21 protein-coding genes are annotated in these 24,458 nt (G+C 69.2%); 10 read left to right on the top strand and 11 right to left on the bottom strand.

Features of this window, described 5'->3' with window-relative positions:
* Window positions 1-474 precede the first annotated feature (474 nt).
* Window positions 475-2,499: a chromosomal replication initiator protein DnaA gene (dnaA, locus tag ACNNMR_RS22960; RefSeq protein ID WP_419996552.1), complete on the bottom strand. Its 2,025-nt coding sequence runs from the start codon at window positions 2,497-2,499 to the stop codon at window positions 475-477.
* A gap of 412 nt (window positions 2,500-2,911) precedes the next feature.
* Between dnaA and rpmH the strand changes: the two genes are divergently transcribed.
* The 9 genes from rpmH (at window position 2,912) to ACNNMR_RS22915 (ending at window position 9,677) form a co-directional block, all read left to right on the top strand.
* Window positions 2,912-3,049: a 50S ribosomal protein L34 gene (rpmH, locus tag ACNNMR_RS22955; RefSeq protein ID WP_003949374.1), complete on the top strand. Its 138-nt coding sequence runs from the start codon at window positions 2,912-2,914 to the stop codon at window positions 3,047-3,049.
* Window positions 3,050-3,065: 16 nt separating this feature from the next.
* Complete coding sequence (rnpA, locus tag ACNNMR_RS22950) at window positions 3,066-3,434, top strand: ribonuclease P protein component (protein WP_419996551.1); 369 nt, start codon at window positions 3,066-3,068, stop codon at window positions 3,432-3,434.
* A complete protein-coding gene (gene yidD / locus ACNNMR_RS22945) occupies window positions 3,431-3,727 on the top strand; it encodes a membrane protein insertion efficiency factor YidD (RefSeq protein ID WP_419996550.1) in 297 nt (98 codons plus the stop codon). The genes rnpA and yidD overlap by 4 nt, the downstream gene beginning before the upstream one ends.
* Window positions 3,728-3,730: 3 nt before the next feature.
* Window positions 3,731-4,993 (top strand): membrane protein insertase YidC, encoded by a 1,263-nt coding sequence (gene yidC / locus ACNNMR_RS22940; protein WP_419996549.1) that lies wholly within the window; start codon window positions 3,731-3,733, stop codon window positions 4,991-4,993.
* Window positions 4,994-5,056: 63 nt separating this feature from the next.
* Window positions 5,057-5,566, top strand: a complete 510-nt coding sequence (locus ACNNMR_RS22935; RefSeq protein ID WP_420000444.1) for a protein jag — start codon at window positions 5,057-5,059, stop codon at window positions 5,564-5,566.
* A gap of 80 nt (window positions 5,567-5,646) precedes the next feature.
* Window positions 5,647-6,369, top strand: coding sequence for a 16S rRNA (guanine(527)-N(7))-methyltransferase RsmG (gene rsmG, locus ACNNMR_RS22930; RefSeq protein WP_419996548.1), 723 nt, complete (start codon window positions 5,647-5,649; stop codon window positions 6,367-6,369).
* Between the two features lie 240 nt (window positions 6,370-6,609).
* A complete protein-coding gene (locus ACNNMR_RS22925) occupies window positions 6,610-7,683 on the top strand; it encodes a ParA family protein (protein WP_419996547.1) in 1,074 nt (357 codons plus the stop codon).
* Entirely contained in the window at window positions 7,680-8,786 is a 1,107-nt protein-coding gene (locus ACNNMR_RS22920) for a ParB/RepB/Spo0J family partition protein (protein ID WP_419996546.1), read from the top strand. Before ACNNMR_RS22925 ends, ACNNMR_RS22920 begins: the two co-directional genes overlap by 4 nt.
* Window positions 8,787-9,059: 273 nt before the next feature.
* The gene (locus tag ACNNMR_RS22915) at window positions 9,060-9,677 is read left to right on the top strand and encodes a GNAT family N-acetyltransferase (RefSeq protein ID WP_419996545.1); all 618 of its coding nucleotides are present in this window, start codon (window positions 9,060-9,062) and stop codon (window positions 9,675-9,677) included.
* A 118-nt stretch (window positions 9,678-9,795) separates the two neighbouring features.
* On the opposite strand, the gene trxA is transcribed toward ACNNMR_RS22915, so the two are convergent.
* The 7 genes from trxA to ACNNMR_RS22880 all read right to left on the bottom strand — a co-directional run bounded on the left by trxA (window position 9,796) and on the right by ACNNMR_RS22880 (window position 19,172).
* Window positions 9,796-10,125: a thioredoxin gene (gene trxA, locus ACNNMR_RS22910; RefSeq protein WP_419996544.1), complete on the bottom strand. Its 330-nt coding sequence runs from the start codon at window positions 10,123-10,125 to the stop codon at window positions 9,796-9,798.
* Window positions 10,126-10,169: 44 nt separating this feature from the next.
* Window positions 10,170-11,150: a thioredoxin-disulfide reductase gene (gene trxB / locus ACNNMR_RS22905; protein WP_419996543.1), complete on the bottom strand. Its 981-nt coding sequence runs from the start codon at window positions 11,148-11,150 to the stop codon at window positions 10,170-10,172.
* A gap of 115 nt (window positions 11,151-11,265) precedes the next feature.
* Window positions 11,266-12,177: an anti-sigma factor family protein gene (locus ACNNMR_RS22900; protein ID WP_419996542.1), complete on the bottom strand. Its 912-nt coding sequence runs from the start codon at window positions 12,175-12,177 to the stop codon at window positions 11,266-11,268.
* Complete coding sequence (sigM, locus tag ACNNMR_RS22895; protein ID WP_419996541.1) at window positions 12,174-12,845, bottom strand: RNA polymerase sigma factor SigM; 672 nt, start codon at window positions 12,843-12,845, stop codon at window positions 12,174-12,176. The genes ACNNMR_RS22900 and sigM overlap by 4 nt, the downstream gene beginning before the upstream one ends.
* A gap of 28 nt (window positions 12,846-12,873) precedes the next feature.
* Window positions 12,874-14,508, bottom strand: coding sequence for a protein kinase family protein (locus tag ACNNMR_RS22890; protein ID WP_419996540.1), 1,635 nt, complete (start codon window positions 14,506-14,508; stop codon window positions 12,874-12,876).
* Between the two features lie 121 nt (window positions 14,509-14,629).
* On the bottom strand, window positions 14,630-16,831 hold the full coding sequence (gene murJ / locus ACNNMR_RS22885; protein ID WP_419996539.1) for a murein biosynthesis integral membrane protein MurJ: 2,202 nt from the start codon (window positions 16,829-16,831) through the stop codon (window positions 14,630-14,632).
* Between the two features lie 64 nt (window positions 16,832-16,895).
* The gene (locus tag ACNNMR_RS22880; RefSeq protein WP_419996538.1) at window positions 16,896-19,172 is read right to left on the bottom strand and encodes a DUF6049 family protein; all 2,277 of its coding nucleotides are present in this window, start codon (window positions 19,170-19,172) and stop codon (window positions 16,896-16,898) included.
* Window positions 19,173-19,282: 110 nt separating this feature from the next.
* On the opposite strand from ACNNMR_RS22880, the gene ACNNMR_RS22875 reads away from it, so the two are divergent.
* Window positions 19,283-20,806 (top strand): CCA tRNA nucleotidyltransferase, encoded by a 1,524-nt coding sequence (locus ACNNMR_RS22875; protein WP_419996537.1) that lies wholly within the window; start codon window positions 19,283-19,285, stop codon window positions 20,804-20,806.
* A 68-nt stretch (window positions 20,807-20,874) separates the two neighbouring features.
* Here ACNNMR_RS22875 and ACNNMR_RS22870 read toward each other — a convergent pair whose 3' ends face one another.
* From ACNNMR_RS22870 to ACNNMR_RS22860, 3 genes are all read right to left on the bottom strand, one after another.
* A complete protein-coding gene (locus ACNNMR_RS22870; protein ID WP_419996536.1) occupies window positions 20,875-22,188 on the bottom strand; it encodes an MFS transporter in 1,314 nt (437 codons plus the stop codon).
* A 79-nt stretch (window positions 22,189-22,267) separates the two neighbouring features.
* Window positions 22,268-23,350, bottom strand: a complete 1,083-nt coding sequence (locus tag ACNNMR_RS22865) for an inositol-3-phosphate synthase (RefSeq protein WP_419996535.1) — start codon at window positions 23,348-23,350, stop codon at window positions 22,268-22,270.
* Between the two features lie 51 nt (window positions 23,351-23,401).
* Window positions 23,402-24,073, bottom strand: coding sequence for a PadR family transcriptional regulator (locus tag ACNNMR_RS22860; RefSeq protein WP_419996534.1), 672 nt, complete (start codon window positions 24,071-24,073; stop codon window positions 23,402-23,404).
* Window positions 24,074-24,458 lie beyond the last annotated feature (385 nt).

The following is a 24,458-nucleotide window of genomic DNA, read 5'->3' as shown; positions in this document are numbered from 1 at the left end:
CTGATTCACAGCCGAGGCCGTCTTAGCCACAGCTCCATCCCCAGCTTTACCCCGTTCTCCCACAGGCCAACCGACCCCCTTGGTGTGACAGCTTTCACACGTACCGGTGAAGGGGCGCGTTGCGTTGCCGAACAGTGGACAGGGGTGTGGACAAGGTGTGGACAGGAGCATGTTTCCTGTGGGCGGGCGGTGGACAGTGCCACCAGGCGCCTGTGGACGCCCGATCCGTCCCCAGTCTGTGGACAGCTTGGGCCCACAAATCCACAGCCTGCTGAACTGGATCATCGCGAGTTATCCCAGGCAGGTCCACAAGGGTACGTGGGTAACCAGTGCCCTCCCCAGGGTGTGGACGGCCCATCCGCCGCGGTGGTGTGGAGAAGTCAATACACAGGCTGTGGATTCGAACAGCGAAGAGCCCCCAGGGAGTTCGAGGACTCGATCCAGGGGGCTCGGGGTGCCGCTGAGCGGCCTGTGTCAGCTGTTCTTGATGCGGTTCGTGAGCTCGGTGACCTGGTTGTAGATGGACCGCCGCTCCGCCATCAGCGCCCGGATCTTCCGGTCGGCGTGCATCACGGTCGTGTGGTCGCGGCCGCCGAACTGGGCGCCGATCTTGGGGAGGGAGAGGTCGGTCAGCTCCCGGCACAGGTACATCGCGATCTGCCGGGCCGTGACGAGGACCCGGCTGCGGGAGGACCCGCACAGATCGTCCACCGTCAGCCCGAAGTAGTCGGCCACGGCGCTCATGATGGCCGGCGCCGTGATCTCGGGTGCCGCGTCCTCACCGCCGGGGATGAGGTCCTTCAGCACGATCTCCGTAAGACCGAGGTCCACCGGCTGCCGATTGAGCGACGCGAACGCCGTCACCCGGATCAGCGCGCCCTCGAGCTCGCGGATGTTGCGCGAGATGCGGGAGGCGATGAACTCCAGTACCTCGGGCGGAGCGTTGAGCTGCTCCTGCACCGCCTTCTTGCGGAGGATCGCGATCCGGGTCTCCAGCTCGGGCGGCTGGACGTCGGTGATCAGACCCCACTCGAAGCGGTTGCGCAGCCGGTCCTCCAGGGTGACCAGCTGCTTGGGCGGCCGGTCGGAGCTGAGCACGATCTGCTTGTTGGCGTTGTGCAGCGTATTGAAGGTGTGGAAGAACTCCTCCTGCGTCGACTCCTTCGACGCCAGGAACTGGATGTCGTCCACGAGCAGGATGTCCATGTCGCGGTAGCGCTTGCGGAAGGTGTCCGCCTTGCCGTCGCGGATGGAGTTGATGAACTCGTTGGTGAACTCCTCGGAGCTCACGTATCTGACCCGGGTGCCCGGGTAGAGGCTGCGGGCGTAGTGGCCGATGGCGTGCAGCAGGTGCGTTTTGCCGAGGCCGGATTCGCCGTAGATGAAGAGTGGGTTGTACGCCTTGGCCGGGGCTTCGGCGACGGCGACCGCGGCCGCGTGGGCGAAGCGGTTGGAGGCGCCGATGACGAAGGTGTCGAAGAGGTACTTCGGGTTCAGCCGGGCGGTCGGCTCGCCGGGGCCGGTCGCGGGGGCCGGCTGGGCGGCGAGCGGGCCGGGGGCGCCGCTGGGCGCGGGGAGCTCGGCGCTGCCGAGGGAGGCGGCGCCCGGGGAGCCGTGGAGCGGCGGCGGCGTCTGGCTGGGGAGCTGGGGGCGGCGGGCGGCGTACGGGTCGTGCTGGCGCTGGCCGCCGTTGTAGTCGGTCTTGTAGTCGCCCTGGCTGTAGTCGGTGTGGCTCGGGGCGGCGTGGTTCTGGGCGCTGTGGTTCGGGGCGCCCGGGTGGCCGGGGGTGTGCTGCTCCGGGGGCTGCTGGCGCGGGAAGGCGGGCTGGTCAGGGCGGTGGCCCTGATGGCCCCCGGGTCCCTGGTGCGCCGGGCCCGGCTGCTGCGCGCCTGGCGGGGTGGCGCGGGGCCAGGCCGCGGGCTCGGGGTGGTGGTGCTGCGCGTACTCGGGATAGGCCGGGCTGGCGGTGGGCAGCTGGGACTCGTCCTGGCCGCGGCCGTAGTCGTCGCGCGGGGTGTGGCCGTAGTCATAGTCGGCCTGGGGCTGACCCTGGGGCTGGTGCTGCGTCTGGGGTGCTTGAGGCTGCTGTGACTGCTGTGACTGCTGCGGGCCGCTGGGCTGGTGCTGGCTGGGCTGCAGCAGTCCCGGCTGGTGCGGGTGCTGCCCCGGCTGCGACGGTCCGGCCTGGTGATGCTGGGGCTGGCCCGGCACGGTCGGCTGCGCGGCGGGTGCCGCCGGCGCGGGGGCCGGTGTCGGCTCGGCCTCCCCGGGGCTGACCGTGATCGCGAGGCCGATGGGCTGGCCGCAGGCGCGGCTGAGGGCGTCGCTGATCACGGGGGCGAGCCGGCCTTCGACGACGCCCTTCGCGTATTCATTGGGTACGGCGATCACCGCGGTGCCCGCCACGAGCACGAGCGGCTGGCAGTCGCGCAGCCAGCGCTGGTCCTTTGCCTCTACGGCCTGGCCACCTGGTCCCCCGTCGATCAGCTCTTCGAGCACGCGTGGCCATACTGCCGCCAGATCTGCAGGTAGGTCAGCCACGGGGCACTCTCTCACTCGCTGCGCGGGGTGAACGCCCGGAGGGGCGGGATTGACGGCGGGAACTGGCCACGCTACTCAGCCTGGCCTGCACCATTCAAGTCGTTGTCCACAGGGGTGTGCATGATTGTCCGGCGTCGCCGGGGTCGTTGTCCGGGGAAGTCCCCGGTTTGACCGGAAGGTACAGGCGCACGTACCGTAGCGAGGTCGAGTTGTCGACGGCTGCTGCCGCCTGCCTCCGATCGGCCGGCGCCGCACAGATCTTCACCTGTCAGGCGTATAGCGAGCCACTCGCGGGCGCACGGTGCCAGCCGTCGGCTCTACACACACCGTCTCGTAACCCGCGAGATCCAAGCTTTTCTGGAGCCCCCGAGTGAGCAAGCGCACTTTCCAGCCGAACAACCGCCGTCGCGCCAAGACCCACGGCTTCCGGCTGCGCATGCGTACCCGTGCCGGCCGCGCGATTCTCGCGTCCCGCCGTGGCAAGGGTCGCGCACGCCTTTCCGCCTGATCGCCGTGGTCTGACCGTGCTGCCTGCTGAGCATCGGCTGAGGCGGCGCGAGGACTTCGCGACCGCGGTACGACGAGGGCGCCGGGCCGGGCGCCCGCTCCTCGTCGTCCATATGAACAGCGGTACGGACCCGCACGTCCCGGGGGAGTCCATTCCTCCGGCGCGTGCGGGTTTCGTCGTCAGCAAGGCAGTGGGCGGCGCGGTCCAGCGCAACCTTGTCAAGCGTCGGCTGCGTCACCTGATGCGTGACCGGCTCTCTGCGCTGCCCGCAGGTAGCCTGGTGGTCGTACGCGCGCTGCCGGGCGCGGCCGCGGCTGATCACGATCAGCTGGGCGGCGACCTGGATTCGGCGCTGCGGCGACTGCTCGGAAGGGCGCCGCTATGAAGTACCCGCTGCTTTTGCTGATCAAGCTCTACCAGTGGACCATCAGCCCGCTCCTGGGGCCGGTCTGCAAGTACTACCCGTCGTGCTCGCACTATGGCTTCACGGCCATCGACCGGCACGGCGCGGTGAAAGGCACGGCCCTGACCGCTTGGCGCATCCTGCGCTGCAACCCGTGGTCGCTCGGCGGAGTCGATCACGTACCGCCCCGTAAGCATCCGGTCTGGCACCGGCGCCTCCGTCTTTGGATGAGCAGGCGCAGAGGCGAGACTCAGCCCAAGGCCCAAGGAGCCTGATTAGTGGACACGATCCTCAATCCTCTCTATATCGCGGTCTCCTGGATCATCGTCCAGTTCCACAGCCTGTACTCGCTGGTCTTCGACGCGAGCAGCGGCTGGGCCTGGGGTCTGTCCATCGTGTCGCTGGTGGTCGTGATCCGTATCTGCCTGATCCCGCTCTTCGTGAAGCAGATCAAGGCGACGCGGAACATGCAGGTCCTTCAGCCGAAGATGAAGGAGATCCAGGAGCGCTACAAGAACGACAAGCAGCGCCAGTCCGAGGAGATGATGAAGCTCTATCGGGAGTCGGGTACGAACCCGCTCTCGAGCTGTCTCCCGATCCTGGCGCAGTCGCCGTTCTTCATCGCGCTCTTCCAGGTGCTGAACAAGATCGCCGGTAACCACGAGGTCGGTGTTCTCACCCAGACGCAGGTGGAGCAGGCCCGTGAGGCGCATGTCTTCGGTGCGCCGATCGCGGCGAAGTTCATGGACAGCGCCGAGAAGGTCGAGTCTCTGGGCGCCACGCTGACCGATGTGCGGGTCGTCACGGTCATCATGATCGTGCTGATGTCGGCGTCGCAGTTCTACACGCAGCGTCAGCTGATGTCGAAGAACGTCGACACCTCGGTGAAGACGCCCTTCATGCAGCAGCAGAAGATGCTGATGTACATCTTCCCGATCATGTTTGCCGTCTTCGGCATCAACTTCCCGGTCGGTGTCCTCATCTACTGGCTGACCACCAACTTCTGGACGCTCTGCCAGCAGATGTACGTGATCAAGCGCAACCCGACGCCGGGCAGCTCAGCGCAGCGGGAGCTGCTGGAGAAGATGGCGCCGAGGATCGTGTCGCACGGCGGTGTGCGGTCCCGGCACGACCGGGCGATCGTCAAGGCCATCGCGGTCAAGGAGGACAAGTCCCGCGCGGAGGCCGAGCGGAAGTTCATCAGCACGCTGGGGAGCTCCGAGCTGGTCGCGAACGAGGACGGCACGGTGGAGAAGGGCAAGCCGAAGCCGCCGCCGGAGGAGCGTGCCGCACGCCGGAAGCAGCCGAAGCGGCAGACGAAGTCCCAGCGGCAGGGCGTCCAGTCCGGCCAGGCGCAGTCCGGTGATGAGCCGCAGGACGGTGACGGCGGCGGCAGCGGTGGCGGCGGTGGCAGCAAGCCGAAGTCCGGCCCGCAGGATGCCAAGCCGTCCGGCTCCGGTTCCGGTAACCAGCGCAGCCGGGCGAAGTCCGGTCAGCGCAAGGGCCAGCAGCGCCCCAAGTCCCCGTCGTCGAAGAAGTAAGCAAGAAGGAGTCCTGAAGTGACGGACACCCCGACCGCCGTTCCCGAGACGGACGCGGCAGACGTGGTCGACACGGCCGACGAGGCCGACGAGGCCACCGACGGTCTTTCCCGCCTGGAGCAGGAGGGCGAGATCGCGGCCGACTACCTCGAGGGGCTGCTGGACATCGCCGATCTCGACGGTGACATCGACATGGATGTGGAGGGCGACCGCGCCTCCGTGTCGATCATCAGCGAGGGCGAGAGCCGCGATCTGCAGAAGCTGGTGGGCCGCGACGGCGAGGTGCTGGAGGCGCTCCAGGAGCTGACCCGACTGGCGGTGCACCGGGAGACGGGCGACCGCAGCAGGCTGATGCTGGACATCGCCGGCTTCCGGGCCCGTAAGCGGGAGAAGCTGACAGAGCTGGGCACAAAGGCGGTCGACGAGGCGAAGGAGACCGGCGAGCCGGTGAAGCTTGCGCCGATGTCGCCGTTCGAGCGCAAGGTGGTGCACGACGCGGTGAAGGCCGCCGGGCTGCGCAGCGAGTCCGAGGGCGAGGAGCCCGAGCGCCGCGTGGTCGTGCTGCCGGCCTGAGCCGGTCGCAGTCGTAGCCGGTGTTGCTCGTGTTTGCGTGGTCTGTGGTCGTGGTCAGTGGTCAGTGAGAGGACGGTCCCGTGACGGACGCGGCTGAGCTGCTGCCCGCCCCCGAGGCGGCTCAGAAGGTCTTCGGTGACCGGCTTCCGGACGCGGTGCGATACGGGGAGCTGCTGGCGGATGCCGGGGTGCGGCGCGGCCTGATCGGGCCGCGGGAGGTGCCCCGGCTGTGGGAGCGGCATCTGCTGAACTGCGCGGTGCTCTCCGAGGTGGTTCCGGAGGGTGTGTCGGTCTGCGACGTGGGGTCGGGGGCCGGCCTGCCGGGCATTCCCCTGGCGCTGGTACGGCCCGACCTGCGGATCACGCTGCTGGAGCCGCTGCTGCGGCGGACCACGTTCCTGCAGGAGGTCGTGGAGCTGCTCGGCCTGGATCATGTTTCGGTGGTCCGGGGCCGGGCGGAAGAGGTGCTGGGCACCTTTGAGCCGGTGCATGTGGTGACGGCACGGGCGGTGGCCCCACTGGACCGGCTGGCCGGTTGGGGAATCCCGCTGCTGCGCCCGTACGGGCAGATGCTGGCGCTGAAGGGCGACACGGCGGCCGAGGAGCTGCAGACGCACAAGGCAGCGCTGGCGAAGCTCGGTGTCGAGGAGACCTCGATCGTCCATGCGGGTGCCGGTGTCGTGACGCCGTCGACGACGGTAGTGCGTGCCGTGGTGGGTGAGAGCCCGGGCGGTGTGCGGTTCGCTGCGAAGCGTGCGCGGGCGGCCCGGAGGTCGTCGGGGAAGAGTCGTCGGCGGCGCTGAACATCACACCGGACTCTGCTGTCCGGTTTGTTCCTTTAATGCGGCTCATTCCGTTTTCGGAGTGTCGGCCGCGGCGTGCGACGCGCCGAGTGCATCGTGTTTCACGTGAAACGTCGCTCACTACTGCCGGGAATCCTGAATCGTGGGCGTGAGGCTGCCGAGTCTCATGGTCCGCCGCCGGGATTTGACCGAGATTCATCCACAGGAGAACGGGGCTCGCTGGTTCCTACCCCCGACGGCATGGCAGGCTCTGTGCATTGCGAGTCTGAAGTCGAGGAGAGTGACCCCTTGCGGTCCGACGCCAACGTCGCGGGTCCGATGACCGATCCGGTCCCCGGCCCGCGTTCCGAAACGGTGGATGTTTCACGTGAAACACCACCCCCGATGGACGACACCCCCATCGGTCGTGCCGCTCAGCTCGCCGTAGAGGCGCTGGGGCGGGCGGGCGAGGGCCTGCCCCGTCCGGAGCAGACCCGGGTGATGGTCGTCGCCAACCAGAAGGGTGGGGTCGGCAAGACCACCACCACCGTCAACCTGGCCGCATCCCTGGCGCTGCACGGCGCGCGGGTGCTGGTCATCGACCTCGACCCGCAGGGCAATGCCTCCACTGCCCTCGGCGTCGACCACCACTCCGAGGTTCCCTCGATCTACGACGTCCTCGTAGAGGGGAAGCCGCTCGCGGACGTGGTGCAGCCGGTCCCGGACGTGGAGGGGCTGTTTTGCGCACCGGCCACGATCGATCTGGCCGGCGCGGAGATCGAGTTGGTCTCGCTGGTGGCCCGTGAGAGCCGGCTGTCGCGAGCCATCGATGCGTACGAGCAGCCGCTGGACTATGTGTTCATCGACTGTCCGCCGTCGCTGGGCCTGCTGACCGTCAACGCTCTCGTGGCAGGTGCCGAAGTGCTCATCCCGATCCAGTGCGAGTACTACGCGCTGGAGGGCCTCGGGCAGCTGCTGCACAACGTGGATCTGGTCCGCGGGCACCTGAACCCGAAGCTGCACGTCTCGACCATCCTGCTGACGATGTACGACGGCAGGACGCGGCTCGCCTCGCAGGTGGCCGACGAGGTCCGCGGGCACTTCGGCAAGGAGGTCCTGCGCACGAGCATCCCGCGCTCGGTGCGTATCTCGGAGGCGCCCAGCTATGGGCAGACGGTGCTGACTTACGATCCTGGATCGAGCGGGTCGCTCTCCTACCTGGAGGCGGCACGGGAGATCGCGCTGCGCGGCGTCGGGGTCAGCCATGACTCCGTGCCGGCTCAGCCGAGCGGCGGCGATCAGGCTGGAACACGGCATGACGGAGGGGCGCAGTGACGGAACGACGAAGAGGGCTAGGCCGCGGGCTCGGCGCGCTGATTCCCGCGGCCCCGACGGGCAGTGACGCCGGTCCCCTGGTGGGCGGCGCCACTACGTCCCCGGGCGCGGTGCCGGTCATAGTGTCGGAGCGCGATCTGCCTTCTCCCACGGTGCCGGAGGCGCCGGCGGAGGCCGATCCGATTCCGCCGCAGGACCTCGGCGAGTCCCAGGAGTCCCCCGCAGAGATGCCGGGAGTCGACGAGGTGGCCGGTGCGCACTTCGCCGAGGTCCCGCTGGATGCGATCACGCCGAACCCTCGCCAGCCACGCGAGGTCTTCGACGAGGACGCCCTCGCCGAACTGGTCACCTCCATCCAGGAGGTCGGCCTCCTGCAGCCGGTCGTGCTCCGGCAGCTGGGTCCGGAGCGCTACGAGCTCGTCATGGGCGAGCGCCGCTGGCGGGCCTGCCGCGAGGCCGGCCTGGCCCGTATCCCCGCCATCGTCCGGCAGACCGACGACGAGAAGCTGCTCCTCGACGCGCTGCTGGAGAACCTGCACCGCGCTCAGCTGAACCCGCTGGAAGAGGCTGCCGCCTACGACCAGCTGCTGAAGGACTTCAGCTGCACGCATGACGAGCTGGCCGACCGCATCGGCCGCTCGCGTCCGCAGGTCACCAACACGCTGCGACTGCTGAAGCTGTCGCCGAAGGTGCAGCAGCGCGTCGCCGCCGGAGTGATCTCCGCTGGGCATGCCCGCGCGCTGCTGTCCGTGGAGGACTCGGAGACCCAGGACGGGCTGGCGCACCGGATCGTCGCCGAGGGCCTCTCGGTGCGGTCGGTGGAGGAGATCGTGACCCTCATGGGGGCGAGTCCGAAGTCCGCCAAGCCGAAGGGGCCGCGGGCCGGCAGCCGGATGTCCCCCGCTCTGGTGGACCTCGCCTCCCGGCTCTCGGATCGCTTCGAGACCCGGGTGAAGGTCGATCTGGGCCAGAAGAAGGGAAAGATCGTCGTCGAGTTCGCGTCGATAGACGATCTGGAGCGGATCCTCGGCTCCATCGCTCCTGGCGAGGGCAAGGTGCTCGAGAAGCGCCTGGCCGAGGAGGACGCGGACGACGAGGAGTGAGCCCGGCCCTCAGCAGAGGGACGGGTGCGGGAGCGGGTCGTGTCCGTACACGACCCGCTCTTTACGTTGTGGTGGGTAACGCCACGGTCATCCCCTGGATACGATGCGTAGGCGTGGAGGGGAGTCGGCCATGCGAACGGTGAGCCGCACCGGACTGGTGACCGTAGGCCTCGGCCTGGGTGCAGTGAGCGGGTTCATTGGAAGCTTGATCCGCGAGCGAGGTGCCTTGGCCGCGGCGGCGCGAGGTGCTCCGGGAGGAGAGGAACGCAACTCATGGGGCGACGTCTCGCGCCGCTTACGCTCGACAACCTTCCCGACGTCCCCAAGCGATGCAGATCCTGTGTCTTCTGGGAGCTCGACCCTGTCAGCGGAGAGGCCGCGGTAAAGGCCGGCCGGCCCGAGCTGGAGAAGGAAGCCTGGATTTCCGGCGTGCTGCTGGAGTGGGGTTCCTGCGGCCGGGTCGCTTATGTCGACGACGTGCCCGCGGGCTTTGTGATGTACGCGCCGCCCGCCTATGTGCCGCGTTCCTACGCCTTCCCGACGAGCCCTGTGTCGGGTGACGCCGTCCAGCTGATGACGGCCTGGCTGATGCCGGGCTATCAGGGGCAAGGGCTCGGCCGGGTGCTGGTGCAGACCGTGGCGAAGGATCTGCTGCGGCGGGGGGTGAAGGCGATCGAGGCCTTCGGCGACGCACAGTGGAAGGAGCCGGCCTGTGTGCTGCCCGCCGAGTATCTGGCCGCCGTGGGATTCAAGACCGTACGGCAGCATCCGCGCTATCCGAGGCTGCGGCTGGAGCTGAGGACCACGCTCTCGTGGAAGGAAGACGTCGAGCTGGCGCTGGACAAGCTTCTGGGGGCCGTACAGAAGGATCCGGTCCTCCGCCCCCTCTGAGGCGGTGCGAGGCGCTCACAGGGGCATACAGGGGCATATCGGGTCGGGTGCACGAAAGGGCCGGGCGGTGTTTCACGTGAAACACCGCCCGGCCCTTTCGGTGGGCTCTGCCGTCGCCTCAGCCGATGAAGTCGGCGAGGTCGCGCTCCAGCGCGGCCTTCGGCTTCGCGCCGACGATGGTCTTCACGACCTCGCCGCCCTTGTAGACGTTCATCGTCGGGATCGACATGATGCCGTACTTCGCGGCGACCGCCGGGTTCTCGTCGATGTTCAGCTTGACGATCGTGATCTTGTCGGCGTTCTCCGCGGCGATGGCCTCGAGCGACGGGGCGATCTGGCGGCACGGACCGCACCACGCCGCCCAGAAGTCGACCAGCACGGGCTTGTCGCTGTTGAGGACCTTCTCCTCAAAGTCTGCGTCGGTAGCGGTGACCGTGGCACCGGCCATGGTGTTCTCCTTACTTCGGGTGTTGCGCTGGCGGGGTGGAAGGGTCAGACGGCGGTGGCGGCCGTCTTCTCCGGCTCGGCGGTCTTCTCGCCGTCCGTGAGGGCGGCGAGGAAGCGCTCGGCGTCGAGGGCGGCCGAGCAGCCTGTGCCGGCGGCGGTGATCGCCTGGCGGTACGTGTGGTCGACGACGTCGCCCGCCGCGAACACACCCGTGATGTTGGTGCGGGTCGAGGGTGCGTCCACCGTCAGGTAGCCCTCGTCGTCCAGGTCCAGCTGACCCGTGAAGAGCTCCGTCCGCGGGTCGTGGCCGATGGCGATGAACAGACCCGTCACCGCGATCTGGGAGGACTCGTCGGTCTTCAGATTCCGCAGCGTGAGGCCGGAGAGCTTGTTCTCGCCGTGGATCTCGGTGACTTCGCTGTCCCAGATGAACGAGATCTTCGGGTCGGCGAAGGCGCGCTCCTGCATGGCCTTGCTGGCGCGGAGCTCGTCCCGCCGGTGCACGACCGTCACGGACTTCGCGAAGCGGGAGAGGAAGGTGGCCTCCTCCATGGCGGTGTCGCCACCGCCCACCACGACGATGTCCTGGTCGCGGAAGAAGAAGCCGTCACAGGTGGCGCACCAGGAGATGCCGCGGCCGGAGAGCTCGTCCTCACGCGGCAGCCCGAGCTTGCGGTGCTGGGAGCCGGTGGAGACGATCACGGTCTTTGCGCGGTGGACGGTGCCCGCGGTGTCGGTGACCGTCTTGATCTCCCCCGTCAGGTCGACGGAGACGATGTCGTCCGGCACCAGCTCGGCGCCGAAGCGCTCCGCCTGGGCCCGCATGTTGTCCATGAGGTCGGGCCCCATGATGCCGTCCCGGAAACCGGGGAAGTTCTCCACGTCGGTGGTGTTCATCAGCGCGCCGCCTGCGGTAACGGCTCCCTCGAAGACGAGGGGCTGAAGAGCCGCGCGGGCGGTGTAGAGCGCCGCGGTGTATCCCGCGGGCCCCGAGCCGATGATGATCACGTTGCGGACGTCGCTCACGGGAATCTTCCTTGTCTCCTGCCGGGCAGCTGTCGATCTTTTCGCTACTTGTTGCGGCTTCCACACCACCCAACGGATCCTACGGCCCGGGCATTCCCGGTGCCGAACGCCACGGCTACGGGCGCGGGTAGGTGGACTTCTGCAGCAGCTCGGAAGGGCTTCCCGGGGCGGTGACACAGGTGGCCGAGACGGCGTACGCGTCGACCTGTGCGCGGTCCGTGACGTTCGGCAGCACCACGACGTAGACCTGCCCGCCACGCATGACGCTCTCGTCGACGGCGACCGGTTTCTCGGCACGGCTGATCAGGTCGCGGATGCAGGTGGGCACGACGGCCGGGCGGCGCTCGTCCTTCGTCTTCGGCTCCCCGGTCTCCGGTGTCCCCTTGAGGGTGGCGTCACCACCGCCCTCAAGCGTCTGGTTGCCGGGATCGGCAAGGAGCGCCGTGACCTTGTCGCCGAGTTCCTCGCGGGAGACGGACCCCGCGGACGATTCGCCGGGGGCGGCCTTTTCAGCGCCCCCGCCGGCGTCCTGGGCCTTCGACGCGTTATCGCCTCCCGCTCCGGAGTCGATCGCGAGGGAACCCAGCCAGACGCCGCCGGCGATGACGGCGACCGACGCGGCGAGGCTCAAGACGATGCGTGGGCCCCTGCCCCGCTGCCGCCGGCGGCCGGCGGTAAGTGGCGTCACCGTTTCACGTGAAACAGAGCTCGGCCCGGCATCCGTTTCACGTGAAACATCGTCCGGCGCCGTCGCGGTTTCACGTGAAACAAGCGCCTCGGCCGCCAGCGCCGCATCGATTCGGGTGGCGACGTCCTCCGGCATGGCAGCCGGGCTCGGAAGGTCACCGAGCAGCCCTCGGATCTCATCCAGCGACATCTCGATGTCCGCGCAGATCTCACACTCCGCAAGATGCGCGCGTACGGCGCTGCTCTGCTCGGCCGGGAGCAGTCCCTCTGCGAGTGCGGAGATGTCCGCGACCTCCGGGTGCCCGTCCGAGGAGGCGGACGTGTGGGCTTCCGATGTCACGAGATCTCACCTCCGCCCTTGACGATGCTGCTCTCCGGCGGATCTGCGGGACCTGCCGTCTGTGGGACGGATGCGTCGTCGGTCTGGTTCCGCTTGGGATGCAGGTGCGTAAGAAGCGGCAGCAGCCGGGAGCGTCCGCGGGCGCACCGGCTCTTCACCGTACCTACCGGCGTATCGAGGATCTCCGCCGCCTCGGCCACCGGGTACCCCTGCATATCGACGAGGATGATGGCCGCCCGCTGTTCCGGCGGGAGCGTGGCGAGGGCCGCCAGCAGCTCACGGTTGAGGTCGCGGCGCTCTGCTGGGGCGGCAGCCGATTCGGCGGGTTCCAGGAGCTGCTCGAAGCGGTCGGTGTCGGCGACCGGCGAGGTGCGGCGGGTGGCTGCCTTGCGGGCCCGGTCGAGGCAGGCGTTGACCGTGATGCGGTGCAGCCAGGTTGTGACGGCCGACTGGCCGCGGAAGGTGTCGGCACGCCGATAGGCGGAGACGAGGGCGTCCTGGACGGCGTCAGCGGCTTCCTCGCGGTCGCCGAGCGTGCGCAGCGCCACGGCCCAGAGCCGGTCGCGGTGGCGCCTGACTATTTCGGCGAAGGCGTCGGGGTCACCGGAGACGTGTCGGGCGAGGAGCTCGCGGTCGTCGTCCGCGGCGCTGCCGCCGGGGTGTGCCACCGTCTGCCCCCTCCCCTGCTGCGCATCGTCAGTCCTTGACCTTGATATCCGAGATCTTGCCGCGGAACTCACCGTTGTTCTGCGGTAGCTCGGTGAGCCAGACAAGAACGTACCGCGTCATGACCGCCTTCTTCGGCTTCAGAGTGACATCGGTTCCGTTACCACTGGCAATACGTGTGAAGCCGTCCAGGGCCGTGGGCATGGCCGAGGCGCTCTTCGGCGCCGCCATCGCCTGGAGCTTGGTGGCCCCGATCGCCTTGACCTCCACGCTCCCGACCCGCTGGACCTTGCCGAGGTCCAGGATGAGGCCGACGCCCGGCTTGAGGTTGCCGAACCGGGCGGAGGTGTACCACTGGGTCTGCCAGAAGGTGCCGGCGTCCCCGTCGATGGCATTGCCGGTCCGCTCGGGGTTCTCCTCGCCGTTGCCCGGCGCGGGCGGGTCGAAGTCCTTCACCTCTTTGATGTCGATGGGCTTGCCGTCCTTGGCGCCCCCGGCGGCGTTGGACTGGCTCTGGCCGGAGTCGTCGGAGGTCGTCCCCTGGTTCATCAGCGTGTCGGCGAGCTGCCAGCTGCCGAGGGCCAGCGCGGCGATCAGCAGCCCCGAGACGCTCCACTTGACCGCCTTGCCGGTGCGGCCGGGCAGCGCGGGCGGCGCCGCGGCCGCCGGTGCCCCGACGCCGGGCCGGCCGCCGCTGCCGTTGGGGCCGGGGCGGGCGTACGAACCCTGCTGATAGGTGGTGCGCCCGCCGCGCGGCGGCAGGCTGTAGTGGGTCTCCGGGGGCCGGATCCGCGGCATCGCGGCGACGGCCTCGGCGAGCTCCTCGGATGTGGTGCACGGCGGCTCAAGCCGCGAGGGGGTGGCCCCGTCGTTCACCAGCGCCCGCATGGCGAGCTCGGACAGTCCGCGGTGGACGCCCGCGCGCACCTGGTCCGGCGCGATCAGCCCGACCTGCTTGGGCAGCCCGCTGAGTCCGTACGCATCGTCCTCGTACGGCCAGCGGCCGGTCAGCCCGGCGTAGAGGAGGGCGCCGATCGCCTCCGTGTCGTCGCGCTGCGGGTGGTCGGAGCTGAGGCCGCGCAGCGCGGCGAGGATGGCGAGGCCGCGGATGCGGTACTGCCCGGAGGAGGTGCGCAGCACAGAGGCGGGGGTCAGCGCCAGGTGCGTCAGCCCTTCGCGGTGGGCCGCGGCGACGGCCTGGGAGAGCTGGCTGACGAGCTGGTAGGCGTCGTGGGGCTCCAGCGGTTGGCCCGTGGCGAGGAGCGTGGACAGCTCGGTGGCGTCGGGGAGCCATTCGTGGACGACGTAGACGAGCGACTCCTCCTCGACGGCGTCGAGGACCTGCACGAAGCGTGGGTCGCCGAGCAGCGCCGAGGAACGGGCCGCGGCGAGCACCGGGCGGGCGCGCGGGTGGTCGGCCGGCAGCACATGGATTCCGACGGCGCGGCGCAGCTTTTCGTCGACCGCCCGCCAGCTGCTGAATCCATCCAGACGGGTGAGGCACTCTTCGAGGCGATAGCGCCCGGCCAGCTTGTGGCCGCTGTGGAGCTCCGGTGGCGGCGTGGTTTCCGATGTTTCTTCGGCGCCGCCGTTCTCCTCCGCGTCGCTCATCGGGTCCTTGCCGTCTGCCGTGTCGTCGACGGCCGCTGAACTACGATCCGCCACCGTCGTTCCTGCCTCCCCATTCCATGTGCTTCCACCGACGCGAGCCAAGACAATTGTGCCCACACCTTGCCGATAAGCACGACACGCGGTGGCCGCCGATGGTTGCGCGTGTACCCCGCTTTTACCGGCCGAGGCGGCCGCGCACCATCCCGACCAGTGTGTTGAGTTCCTCGACCCGCAGCCGCCTGGCGACGACGTAGAAGAGTGCGAGGAGCACGGCCCCACCGACGACGGTGGCGGCGAGGGCCGAGAAGAATCCGTCTCCGAGCGCCCGGAGGATCGCCCACGAGACGACGCCGCTGAGGACCGCCGCCGGAATGCTGGCGAAGCTCAGGCGGGCGTAAGTGCGGACGACGCGTGGGCCGTCGAGGTCGCCGACGCGCTTCTTCAGCCGGGCCCAGGCGACGCCGACGCCGACCGCGTAGGCGAGTCCGTACGCGGCGGCCATGCCGGCGACGGCGTACTGGTCGGGCAGCAGCACGTAGGCGAGCGCCGAGGCTCCCGCGGAGACCCCGGCGACGATCAGGGTGTTGTAGAAGGGCGTCCGGGTGTCCTCGAAGGCGTAGAAGCCGCGGAGGACGACGTACTGCACGGAGAACGGGATGAGGCCGAGGCCGAAGGCCATCAGCACATAGCCGAAGGACCGTGCGGTGTCGTGGCCGGAGGAGCCGAACATCAGCAGACACATCGGCACGCCGAGCGCGAGGAGGCCGAAGGCGATCGGCACGATCGCGACGGCGGAGGTGCGCAGCCCGTGCGAGATGTCGTCGCGGACCGCCGCGAACTCGCCGTCGGCGGCCGCCCGGGAGATCCGGGGGAGCAGCGCCGCCATCACCGACACCGTGATGATCGCCTGCGGCATCTGCCAGATCAGCAGGGCGCTCTGGTAGGCGGTGATGCCGGTGCCGGGGTGCTCCTTGCCCGCTGCCTTGCCGGCGGCGGTGGCGAGCTGGGTGACGACGATGTTGCCGAGCTGGTTGGCGAGGACGAAGAGGAGCGTCCACTTGGCAAGCTTGGCGGACTTCCCGAGGCCCTTGCCCTTCCAGTCGAAGCGCGGGCGGACCTTGAAGCCGGTCTCCCGCAGGTACGGAATCATCGACAGCGCCTGGACGATGAGGCCGAGGAGGGTGCCCGCGCCGAGCAGGCGGATGGCCTCCGGCGGGATGTTGTCCTCGGTGAGGCCCGAGGAGCTGTTCGTCCCGTACACCCACAGGAAGAGGCCGAGGGTGCCGATGACGACGATGTTGTTGAGGACCGGGGTCCACATCATGGCGCCGAAGCGGCCGCGGGCGTTGAGGATCTGGCCCATCACCACGTGGATGCCCATGAAGAGGATGGTGGGCAGGCAGTAGCGGGCGAAGGTTACGGCGACCGCGTCGGCGTTCGGGTCGTTTGCGATCGGCGTCGACAGCAGCCGTACGAGGAGTGGGGCGGCGAAGAACGAGATGACGACCAGCGCGCCGAGGATGACCGCGACGAGGGTCAGCAGCCGGTTGGCGAAGGCCTCGCCGCCGTCCTCGTCGTTCTTCATCGAGCGGACCAGTTGCGGCACGAAGACGGAGTTGAGTCCGCCGCCGATGGTCAGGATGTAGATCATCGTCGGCAGCGTCCAGGCAACGGTGTACGTGTCGTTGAGGGTGGCGCCGCCGAGCGCCGCGACCAGCATCAGCTGGCGCAGGAACCCTGTTACACGCGAAACGAGCGTGCCTGCCGCCATGACGGCGCTGGACTGGGCGATGGACGCCATCTTGCCGCCTCGCTGGGCGGGCACCGCCGGCTGCGCGGGCTCCGGCTGCTCCTGGCCGTGCTGCTGCTGCGCGGCGTGGGCACCCTGATCCCGGTAGAGGTGCGCGAAGGCGTCCGGCTCCGGCTGCTGCTCCCCGGCATGCGTGACGAGGTCGTCGAGGCCGAGGTACATGGTGCCGGTGGAGGCGTCCCCGTACGGCAGATGGCGGCCGGGCCCGTCCGGCTCCGGCGCGGGCGGCTGGCCCCACAGCCGCGGGTCGGGGGCGTGCTCGGGGGCCGGCGGCTGCTGATAGAGCGGCTGTGCCGGCGGCTGGCTGCCGGGCGGCGGCGGGGGGTGCGCCGCCTGGTCGTAATAGGCGTCGGTCAGCGGGTCCGGCTCGCGGTACGGGTCGTAGGCGTACGCGTCCTGGACATACGGATCCTGGGGCTGCTGCTCGCCGGTCTGCGGGTCCTGTGCGTACGGGTTCTGCTCCGGCGACTGGGCGGGCGGGTGCCCGGGCGGCGGCGGCACAGCGGGCGGGCCGGCCGGGTCGCTCCCGGAGCCCTGCACGCGGTCACCGTCATACGGCGCGTTCATCGCTACCCCACATCGTCATTGCGGCGGCCCGGCTCGGCTGTCACGAGCTGCGGCACGGGCGCTGTCACCGGTCCACCTTCTCACCCGCGCCGGAAGGCGCGCCGCTTTCGGGTCCGGTGTCGTCGTCGCCCGAGCCGTCGGAGCCGGGGTCCTCAGGCCCCTCATCCTGCCGCTCCTCGGGGTCGTCCGCCTCCGGCTCGGCGGCCTCCGCGGCGGCCCGCCGCTTGCGGGCCGTGTACATCCGCACGCCGGCGAGGACGAGCAGCAGGATGCCGACGCCGATGACGAGGAGCACGGTGGAGGTGATGGAGGTGACCTCGACGGTGAAGGTCATCGGCTGGCCGAAGGTCTCGCCGTCCGCGGTGACGAGGCGCGCCTCGATCTCGACGGGGCCGTTGGCGTACGCCTCGGTGTCGAACTTCACCGAGGTGCTGTGGCCGCCGCCGACCTCGATCCACTGGCTCTTGCTGACGTGGAGGCGCTTGGGGGACTTGGAGATGAGCTCCAGGCGCAGCCCCTGCACGTCCTGCAGCAGCTGGTTCTGCACGGTGACCGGGATGGTGCCGCTGCGTCCGGACAGCGTCAGGTCGGACTTCTTGACGAGCTGCACCTCATTGGTGAGGTCCTCGAGGTAGCCGCTGACATCTTCCCGGTAGGCGGTTGCGCCGTTCGGGTTCCCGCGCCACTGGGTGGACAGCTCGCGCAGTATGGCGGTGGCGAACGGGGGCACCACGCGGTCGGGGGCGGAGAGGATCTTCTGGAAGTCCCGGATGTCCTTCTGGGTCTGGAGGATCTGCTCGAAGGTCTCGGTGGGGATCTCCTGGCGGCGCAGATCGTTGGGGTACGCGCTGGCGCCCGGCACCGTCCGGTTGGCCCTCGGGTCCGGCTCGGCCTTTGCGGCCCTGGCCAGGTTCTGCGGGTCGGTCCACAGCGTGTCGGACAGTCCCTCGACGGCGGTGGCCATCGTCTGCGCCTGGGAGGCGGTGGGGGTGCGCTGCGGGGCGACGACGATGCTGCGCTGCCGATTGGGCTGCTGCAGCGTGATCATCTGGGTCTGGGCGAGGAACTCCTGCACCGCGACCGAGGACTCCTCGGCCTGGTTCATGTCGCCCTCGAAGAGGCGGGAGAGCCGGGCGTCGGCGACCACGGCGGTGCGGCCGCCGCCGATGGGCCGGGCGGCCGACGGGGTATAGGGGAGGCCGCTGGTCTCCTTCAGGCTGTCGCTGCGGGTGATGATGTTGCGGGCTCCGGCGGAGGTCGCGGTGTTCACGATGGCCGGGTCGATGGCGCCGTCCACCGGCCAGGCGAAGTCGGTGCGCGGCTTCACGCCGGGGAGGACCGACTCAAAGGTGGAGGTGGCCATTTCGGTGGCGCTCTTGAGGTGGTCGAGTGAGCCGGGGACCTTCTGCCCGTTGTGGGCGAGCGATGCGACGTCGGTGTCGGCGAAGGGCAGCGCCACCACTTCCCGGCCCTTGATGGCCTCGTCCAGCTGCGCGAGCCAGGCCTTGGCGACGCCCTCCCCCTTGCCCCGGACGGTCTTGCCGTCCTCGGTCCGCACGCTGTAGCCCTCGCGCATCTGGTCGACGCTGGCCAGCAGGTCGGGGTCGATGACCCAGGTGACGGGAAGGTCGGCGCCGAGGGACACGAGCTGCTGCAGCCGCCCGCCGGGGCGCAGCTCGCGCTCCAGGCGGTCGCTGGTGAAGACCGGCGTCTGCTCGTCGTCCGCCTCCGTACGGGCGGTGAGCGTCGGCTCGGCGATCAGGGGCCACATGAACGACAGCTTCGTCCGGGTGTCCCTGGCGGCCTCCTGCCAGGGGATGAAGCTGTGGTCGATGCCCACGACCCGCTGATAGCCGCCGCCGGCGGGCGGGGCGCTGACGCTGGCGGCGAGCTGGTAGACGCCTCCGGTGTCGAGGCCCAGCTTGCTGACCGAGATGCGGATCTTGAAGGGCTTGCTGACTCCGGGCGCGAGGTTGCCGATCTTCCGCTTGCTGCTGGGGATCTCCGCGCCGTCGGCCTGCTGCGAGAAGCCGGAGCGTTCCCGCGCCTGTGCGATGGAGTTGCGGCTGTCGAGCGGCCCGACGACGCGCAGTGCCGCGTGGGCGTCGGGGATGGTCGCGCCGGTGCGGTTGGTGAGCTTGCCGGAGACGGTGACCGTGTCGCCTTCCGCGGGCACGGTGGGCGTCAGCTTGTCGATGGCCACGTCCACGGAGCGAGAGACGTCGTTCTGAGCCTGTGCGGGCGGCGCTGAGGGCAGCTGGAGGAGTCCGGCGAGTACGGCGAGCCCGAGGAGGAGTACAGCGGCCAGGCGGCGGCGTGCCGTCCAGGGGCGGGCAGGCATGCCAGAGGTCCGCTGGGTCACTGCCTTGGCCACGCGTTCGCCCGTCCTCGTCGTTGGTCGGCCCTGACTACGGCGGGTGCCGCGGGCCCCTTGGCCCCCTGATGGTAACGATGTGCAGGGGTCGCGGGTGCCGGGGAGTGCTCGGCTCCGGCCGCGGACCCGTACCCTGTTCTGTTGTGCCGAACGTCCCGGAAACCCGCGAAGCCCAGCAGGCCCAGCTCAGCCATGCGCAGCGACAGGCGGTGAGCGAGCTGTTGCGTGTCTCACCCGTCGCCGACGACCTGGCCCGCCGCTTCAAAGAGGCCGGATTCACCCTCGCCCTGGTGGGCGGATCGGTGCGCGACGCCCTGCTCGGCAGGCTCGGCAATGACCTGGACTTCACCACGGACGCGCGGCCCGAGGACGTCCTGAAGATCGTGCGGCCGTGGGCCGACGCGGTGTGGGAGGTCGGCATCGCCTTCGGCACCGTGGGGTGCCAGAAAGACGGCTATCAGATTGAGGTCACCACGTACCGCTCCGAGGCGTACGACAGGACCTCGCGGAAGCCGGAGGTGTCGTACGGCGAGACGATCGAGGAGGACCTCGTCCGCCGTGACTTCACGGTCAACGCGATGGCAGTAGCACTGCCCGAAAAGGAGTTCATCGACCCGCACGACGGGCTGACGGACCTGGCTCAGGGGGTGCTGCGCACCCCGGGCACCCCGGAGCAGTCCTTCTCCGACGACCCGCTGCGGATGATGCGCGCCGCCCGGTTCGCGGCTCAGCTGGACTTCGACGTCGCCCCCGAGGTGGTGGCGGCGATGACGGCCATGGCGGACCGCATCGACATTGTGTCGGCCGAGCGGGTGCGCGATGAGCTCAACAAGCTGGTGATGGGCGCCCACCCGCGGAAGGGGCTGACGCTGCTGGTCGAGACCGGGCTGGCCGAGCGGGTGCTGCCGGAGCTGCCGGCCCTGCGGCTGGAGCGGGACGAGCACCACCGGCACAAGGACGTCTACGAGCACTCGCTGACCGTCCTGGAGCAGGCCATCGCGCTGGAAACCGAAGGACCCGACCTGATTCTGCGGCTTTCGGCGCTATTGCATGACATCGGCAAGCCCAGGACCAGGCGTTTTGAGAGCGACGGCCGCGTCTCGTTCCACCACCACGAGGTGGTCGGCGCCAAGATGGCGAAGTCGCGGCTGACGAAGCTGAAGTACTCCAACGACGACATCAAGCAGATCACCAAGCTGATCGGGCTCCACCTGCGCTTCCACGGCTACGGCACCGGCGAGTGGACCGACTCCGCCGTGCGCCGCTATGTGCGTGACGCCGGTGACCAGCTGCTGCGGCTCCACAAGCTGACCCGCTCCGACTGCACAACCCGCAACAAGCGCAAGGCCAATGCGCTGCAGCGTGCCTACGACGGGCTCGAGGAGCGGATCGCCAAGCTGCAGGAGCAGGAGCAGCTGGATGCGATCCGTCCGGACCTCGACGGCAACGAGATCATGAAGGTTCTCGGCATCCGTCCGGGGCCGGAGGTCGGCCAGGCGTACACGCATCTGCTGGAGCTGCGGCTCGAGCACGGGCCGATGGAGCGTGACGAGGCCGTCGCGCAGCTGAAGAAGTGGTGGGCGGCCCAGCAGGGCGAGTAGGGCGAGTAAGTGGAGCCATGTTTCACGTGAAACAGCTCAGGTTTCACGAAGCAGGCTCAGTTCCACGCCTATGTTTCACGTGAAACAGGATCCACCGGCCCCGCCCACCGCGGCGCCTCCCGTTTCACGTGAAACATCGCCCATGAAACGGCCGCGTAGATCACCGTCACCAGGATCACGAGCCCGACGGACCGCCCATCCGCGGGCAGTACCAGTGCGGCGACGCCCGCAGCGCCGACGAACGCGACGTTGAAGAGCATGTCGTAGAGCGAGAAGACCCGTCCCCGGAAGCCGTCGTCCACCGATGACTGCACCACCGTGTCCGTCGCGATCTTCGACCCCTGGGTGACCAGACCCATCACAAAGGCGGCGACCAGAATCGGCCTGCGGTCGAAGGGCAGCGCCAGCACCGGCAGTGCCACCGCCGCGATCGCCGCGCACAGCGCCATCCAGCCGAGCCGTCCGATGCGGTTCACCACCCACGGCGTGATGACGGCAGCGACGAAGAATCCTGCCGCGGAGAGGCCGACGGCGAGCCCGAGCAGCGCCAGGGCCTCCTTGTTGTTCTCCGTCCAGGCGTAGCGGCACAGCATCAGCACCATCACCAGCAGCCCGCCGTAGCAGAACCGCATCAGGGCCATGGCACCGAGCGCCCTCGCCGCCACCCGCCGCTCGGCGAGATGCCGCACCCCGGCCACCAGTCCGCGTGCCGTGCTGGCGATGGCAGCACGGAACTGCGGCTGTATAAAGCCCGGTTCGGGGCCGAGTAGCCCGGGACGCATCGTCGTAGCCACCACCGCGGCGCACAGATAGACGCCTGCCCCGGCGATCACCGTCAGCGCGTCCGCCGCCCGGCCCTCGGGCCCTGCGAGCCGGATGATGAAGGCGACGCCGCCGCCCGCGGAGGCGGCGATGGTGCCTGCGGTGGGGGAGATCGAGTTGCCGAGGACGAGCTGTTCCTCCGTGTCGACGACGCGCGGCAGCGCCGCGGAGAGCGCCGACAGCACGAAGCGGTTGATGGCGGTGACGGACAGCGCGCAGAGATAGAAGAGCCAGTCGGGCACGGCGGCGAGGATCAGGGCCGCGGTGCCGCCGGCGAGCACCGCCCGCAGCAGGTTCCCGTAGAGCAGCACCTGGCGTCGGCGCCAGCGGTCGAGCAGCACCCCGGCAAAGGGGCCGATGAGCGAGTACGGCAGCAGCAGCACCGCCATCGCCGAGGCGATCGCGGCCGGAGACGTCTCCTTCTCCGGCGAGAAGACCACATACGCCGCCAGCGCGACCTGGAAGATGCCGTCGGCGCCCTGCGACAGCAGCCGCACCGCAAGCAGCCGGCGGAAGCCGGGCAGGTGGAGCAGTCCGCGGAGATCGCGTACGACGGGCATGGCGCAAGCCAAACACACGAGGGGGCCCCGGGCAGCAGCCCGGGGCCCCCTCGTGTGATGCGGATGGGTCAGTGGAGCGTCAGCGCTCGACCTCGCCCTTGATGAACTTCTCGACGTTCTCGCGGGCTTCGTCGTCGAAGTACTGCACCGGCGGGGACTTCATGAAGTACGAGGAGGCGGAGAGGATCGGGCCGCCGATGCCCCGGTCCTTGGCGATCTTCGCGGCGCGCAGCGCGTCGATGATGATGCCCGCGGAGTTCGGGGAGTCCCACACCTCGAGCTTGTACTCCAGGTTCAGCGGGACCTCGCCGAAGGCGCGGCCCTCGAGGCGCACATACGCCCACTTGCGGTCGTCGAGCCAGGCCACGTAGTCGGACGGGCCGATGTGGACATTGCCCTCGCCCAGCTCGCGGTCGCGGATCTGGGAGGTGACGGCCTGCGTCTTGGAGATCTTCTTGGACTCGAGGCGGTCCCGCTCGAGCATGTTCTTGAAGTCCATGTTGCCGCCGACGTTCAGCTGCATCGTGCGGTCCAGGATGACGCCGCGGTCCTCGAAGAGCTTCGCCATCACGCGGTGCGTGATCGTGGCGCCCACCTGAGACTTGATGTCGTCGCCGACGATCGGCACGCCCGCCTCGGTGAACTTGTCGGCCCACTCCTTCGTACCGGCGATGAAGACCGGCAGCGCGTTGACGAAGGCGACGCCCGCGTCGATGGCGCACTGCGCGTAGTACTTGGCGGCCTCCTCGGAGCCCACCGGCAGGTAGCAGACCAGCACGTCGACCTGGGCGTCCTTGAGCGCCTTGACGACGTCGACCGGAGCCTCCTCCGACTGCTCGATGGTCTCCAGGTAGTACTTGCCGAGGCCGTCCAGCGTGTGGCCGCGCTGGACCTGCACGCCGGTGCTGGGCACGTCGGCGATCTTGATGGTGTTGTTCTCGCTGGCGCCGATGGCGTCCGCCAGGTCGAGGCCGACCTTCTTGGCGTCGACGTCGAACGCGGCGACGAACTCGACGTCACTGATGTGGTAGTCGCCGAACTGGACGTGCATCAGGCCCGGGACCTTGCTGTCCGGGTCTGCGTCCTTGTAGTACTCGACGCCCTGCACCAGAGATGCGGCGCAGTTGCCCACGCCGACGATGGCTACGCGAACCGAACCCATTGACGGTTGCTCCCTGTGTTTCGTAACGAAGCCCTGCACTCGCGCAGGGCCTCAGTTGGTGGTGTCGTCGGACGGATCCGGCCGGGTGCTGTCCCGGTCACGGGGCAGGCCGCCCGTCTCAGACTCTTCGCGAGCCGAACCGGGGCCGGATCCACGCTGATCCCGCCCCGCCCGCTCGCTCTCGATCAACTCGTTCAGCCAGCGGACCTCACGCTCCACCGACTCCATGCCATGCCGCTGCAGCTCGAGCGTGTAATCGTCCAGCCGCTCCCGGGTGCGGGCGAGCGAGACGCGCATCTTCTCCAGCCGCTCCTCCAGGCGGCTGCGCCGCCCTTCCAGGACGCGCATCCGTACGTCCCGTGAGGTCTGGCCGAAGAAGGCGAAGCGCACGCCGAAGTGCTCGTCCTCCCAGGAGTCCGGGCCGGTCTGGGCGAGGAGCTCTTCGAAGTGCTCCTTCCCCTCGGCCGTCAGCCGGTAGACGATCTTGGCGCGCCGCCCCGTGAGGGGCGCCGTCAGGGCATCCTCGGGCGCCCCACCGGACTCCTCTGTCAACCACCCCTGGCTGACCAGCGTCTTGAGGCAGGGGTACAGGCTGCCGTAGCTGAACGCCCGGAAGACCCCGAGGGATGTGTTGAGCCGCTTGCGCAGCTCGTAGCCATGCATCGGGGACTCGCGGAGCAGGCCGAGGATCGCGAACTCGAGGACGCCTGAGCGTCGGCTCATCGCCGGTCCACCTCCCTCTCCGCACGCCGGACGCCGCAGGTAGAAGCGGCGCTTATGTCGAGCTGATGTATCGACTCGATACATCCAGACGATAGAACGGGCTCCCGGAGGCGGCAAGAGGGGGTCCGGCGAACGGATCTGTGAACGGCGTCACATCGCGTATCTCACCCCCCACGTTGTGACTGATTTGGGGTGAATCCTTGGCTCTAAAGGTTTTGGGCGTGCGTACTCTGTTCGGCATGCATGCCATCGGGAACCAGGAGACTGCTGTGGACGTCCTCGTCCTCGGTACAGTGCGGCTGGTTGTCGGTGACCATGGCCTGGCTGCCCTGGCCGCACATCGGGGGGACCAAAGGCTGACCACGGCCGCCGGCACACGCAGGCG

It is taken from the genome of Streptomyces boninensis, assembly GCF_048572725.1.
In the GTDB taxonomy this organism is placed as follows: Bacteria; Actinomycetota; Actinomycetes; order Streptomycetales; family Streptomycetaceae; genus Streptomyces; species Streptomyces boninensis.
The sequence above is the reverse complement of the archived record's forward strand: the minus strand, read 5'-3'. Positions and strand labels throughout refer to the sequence as shown.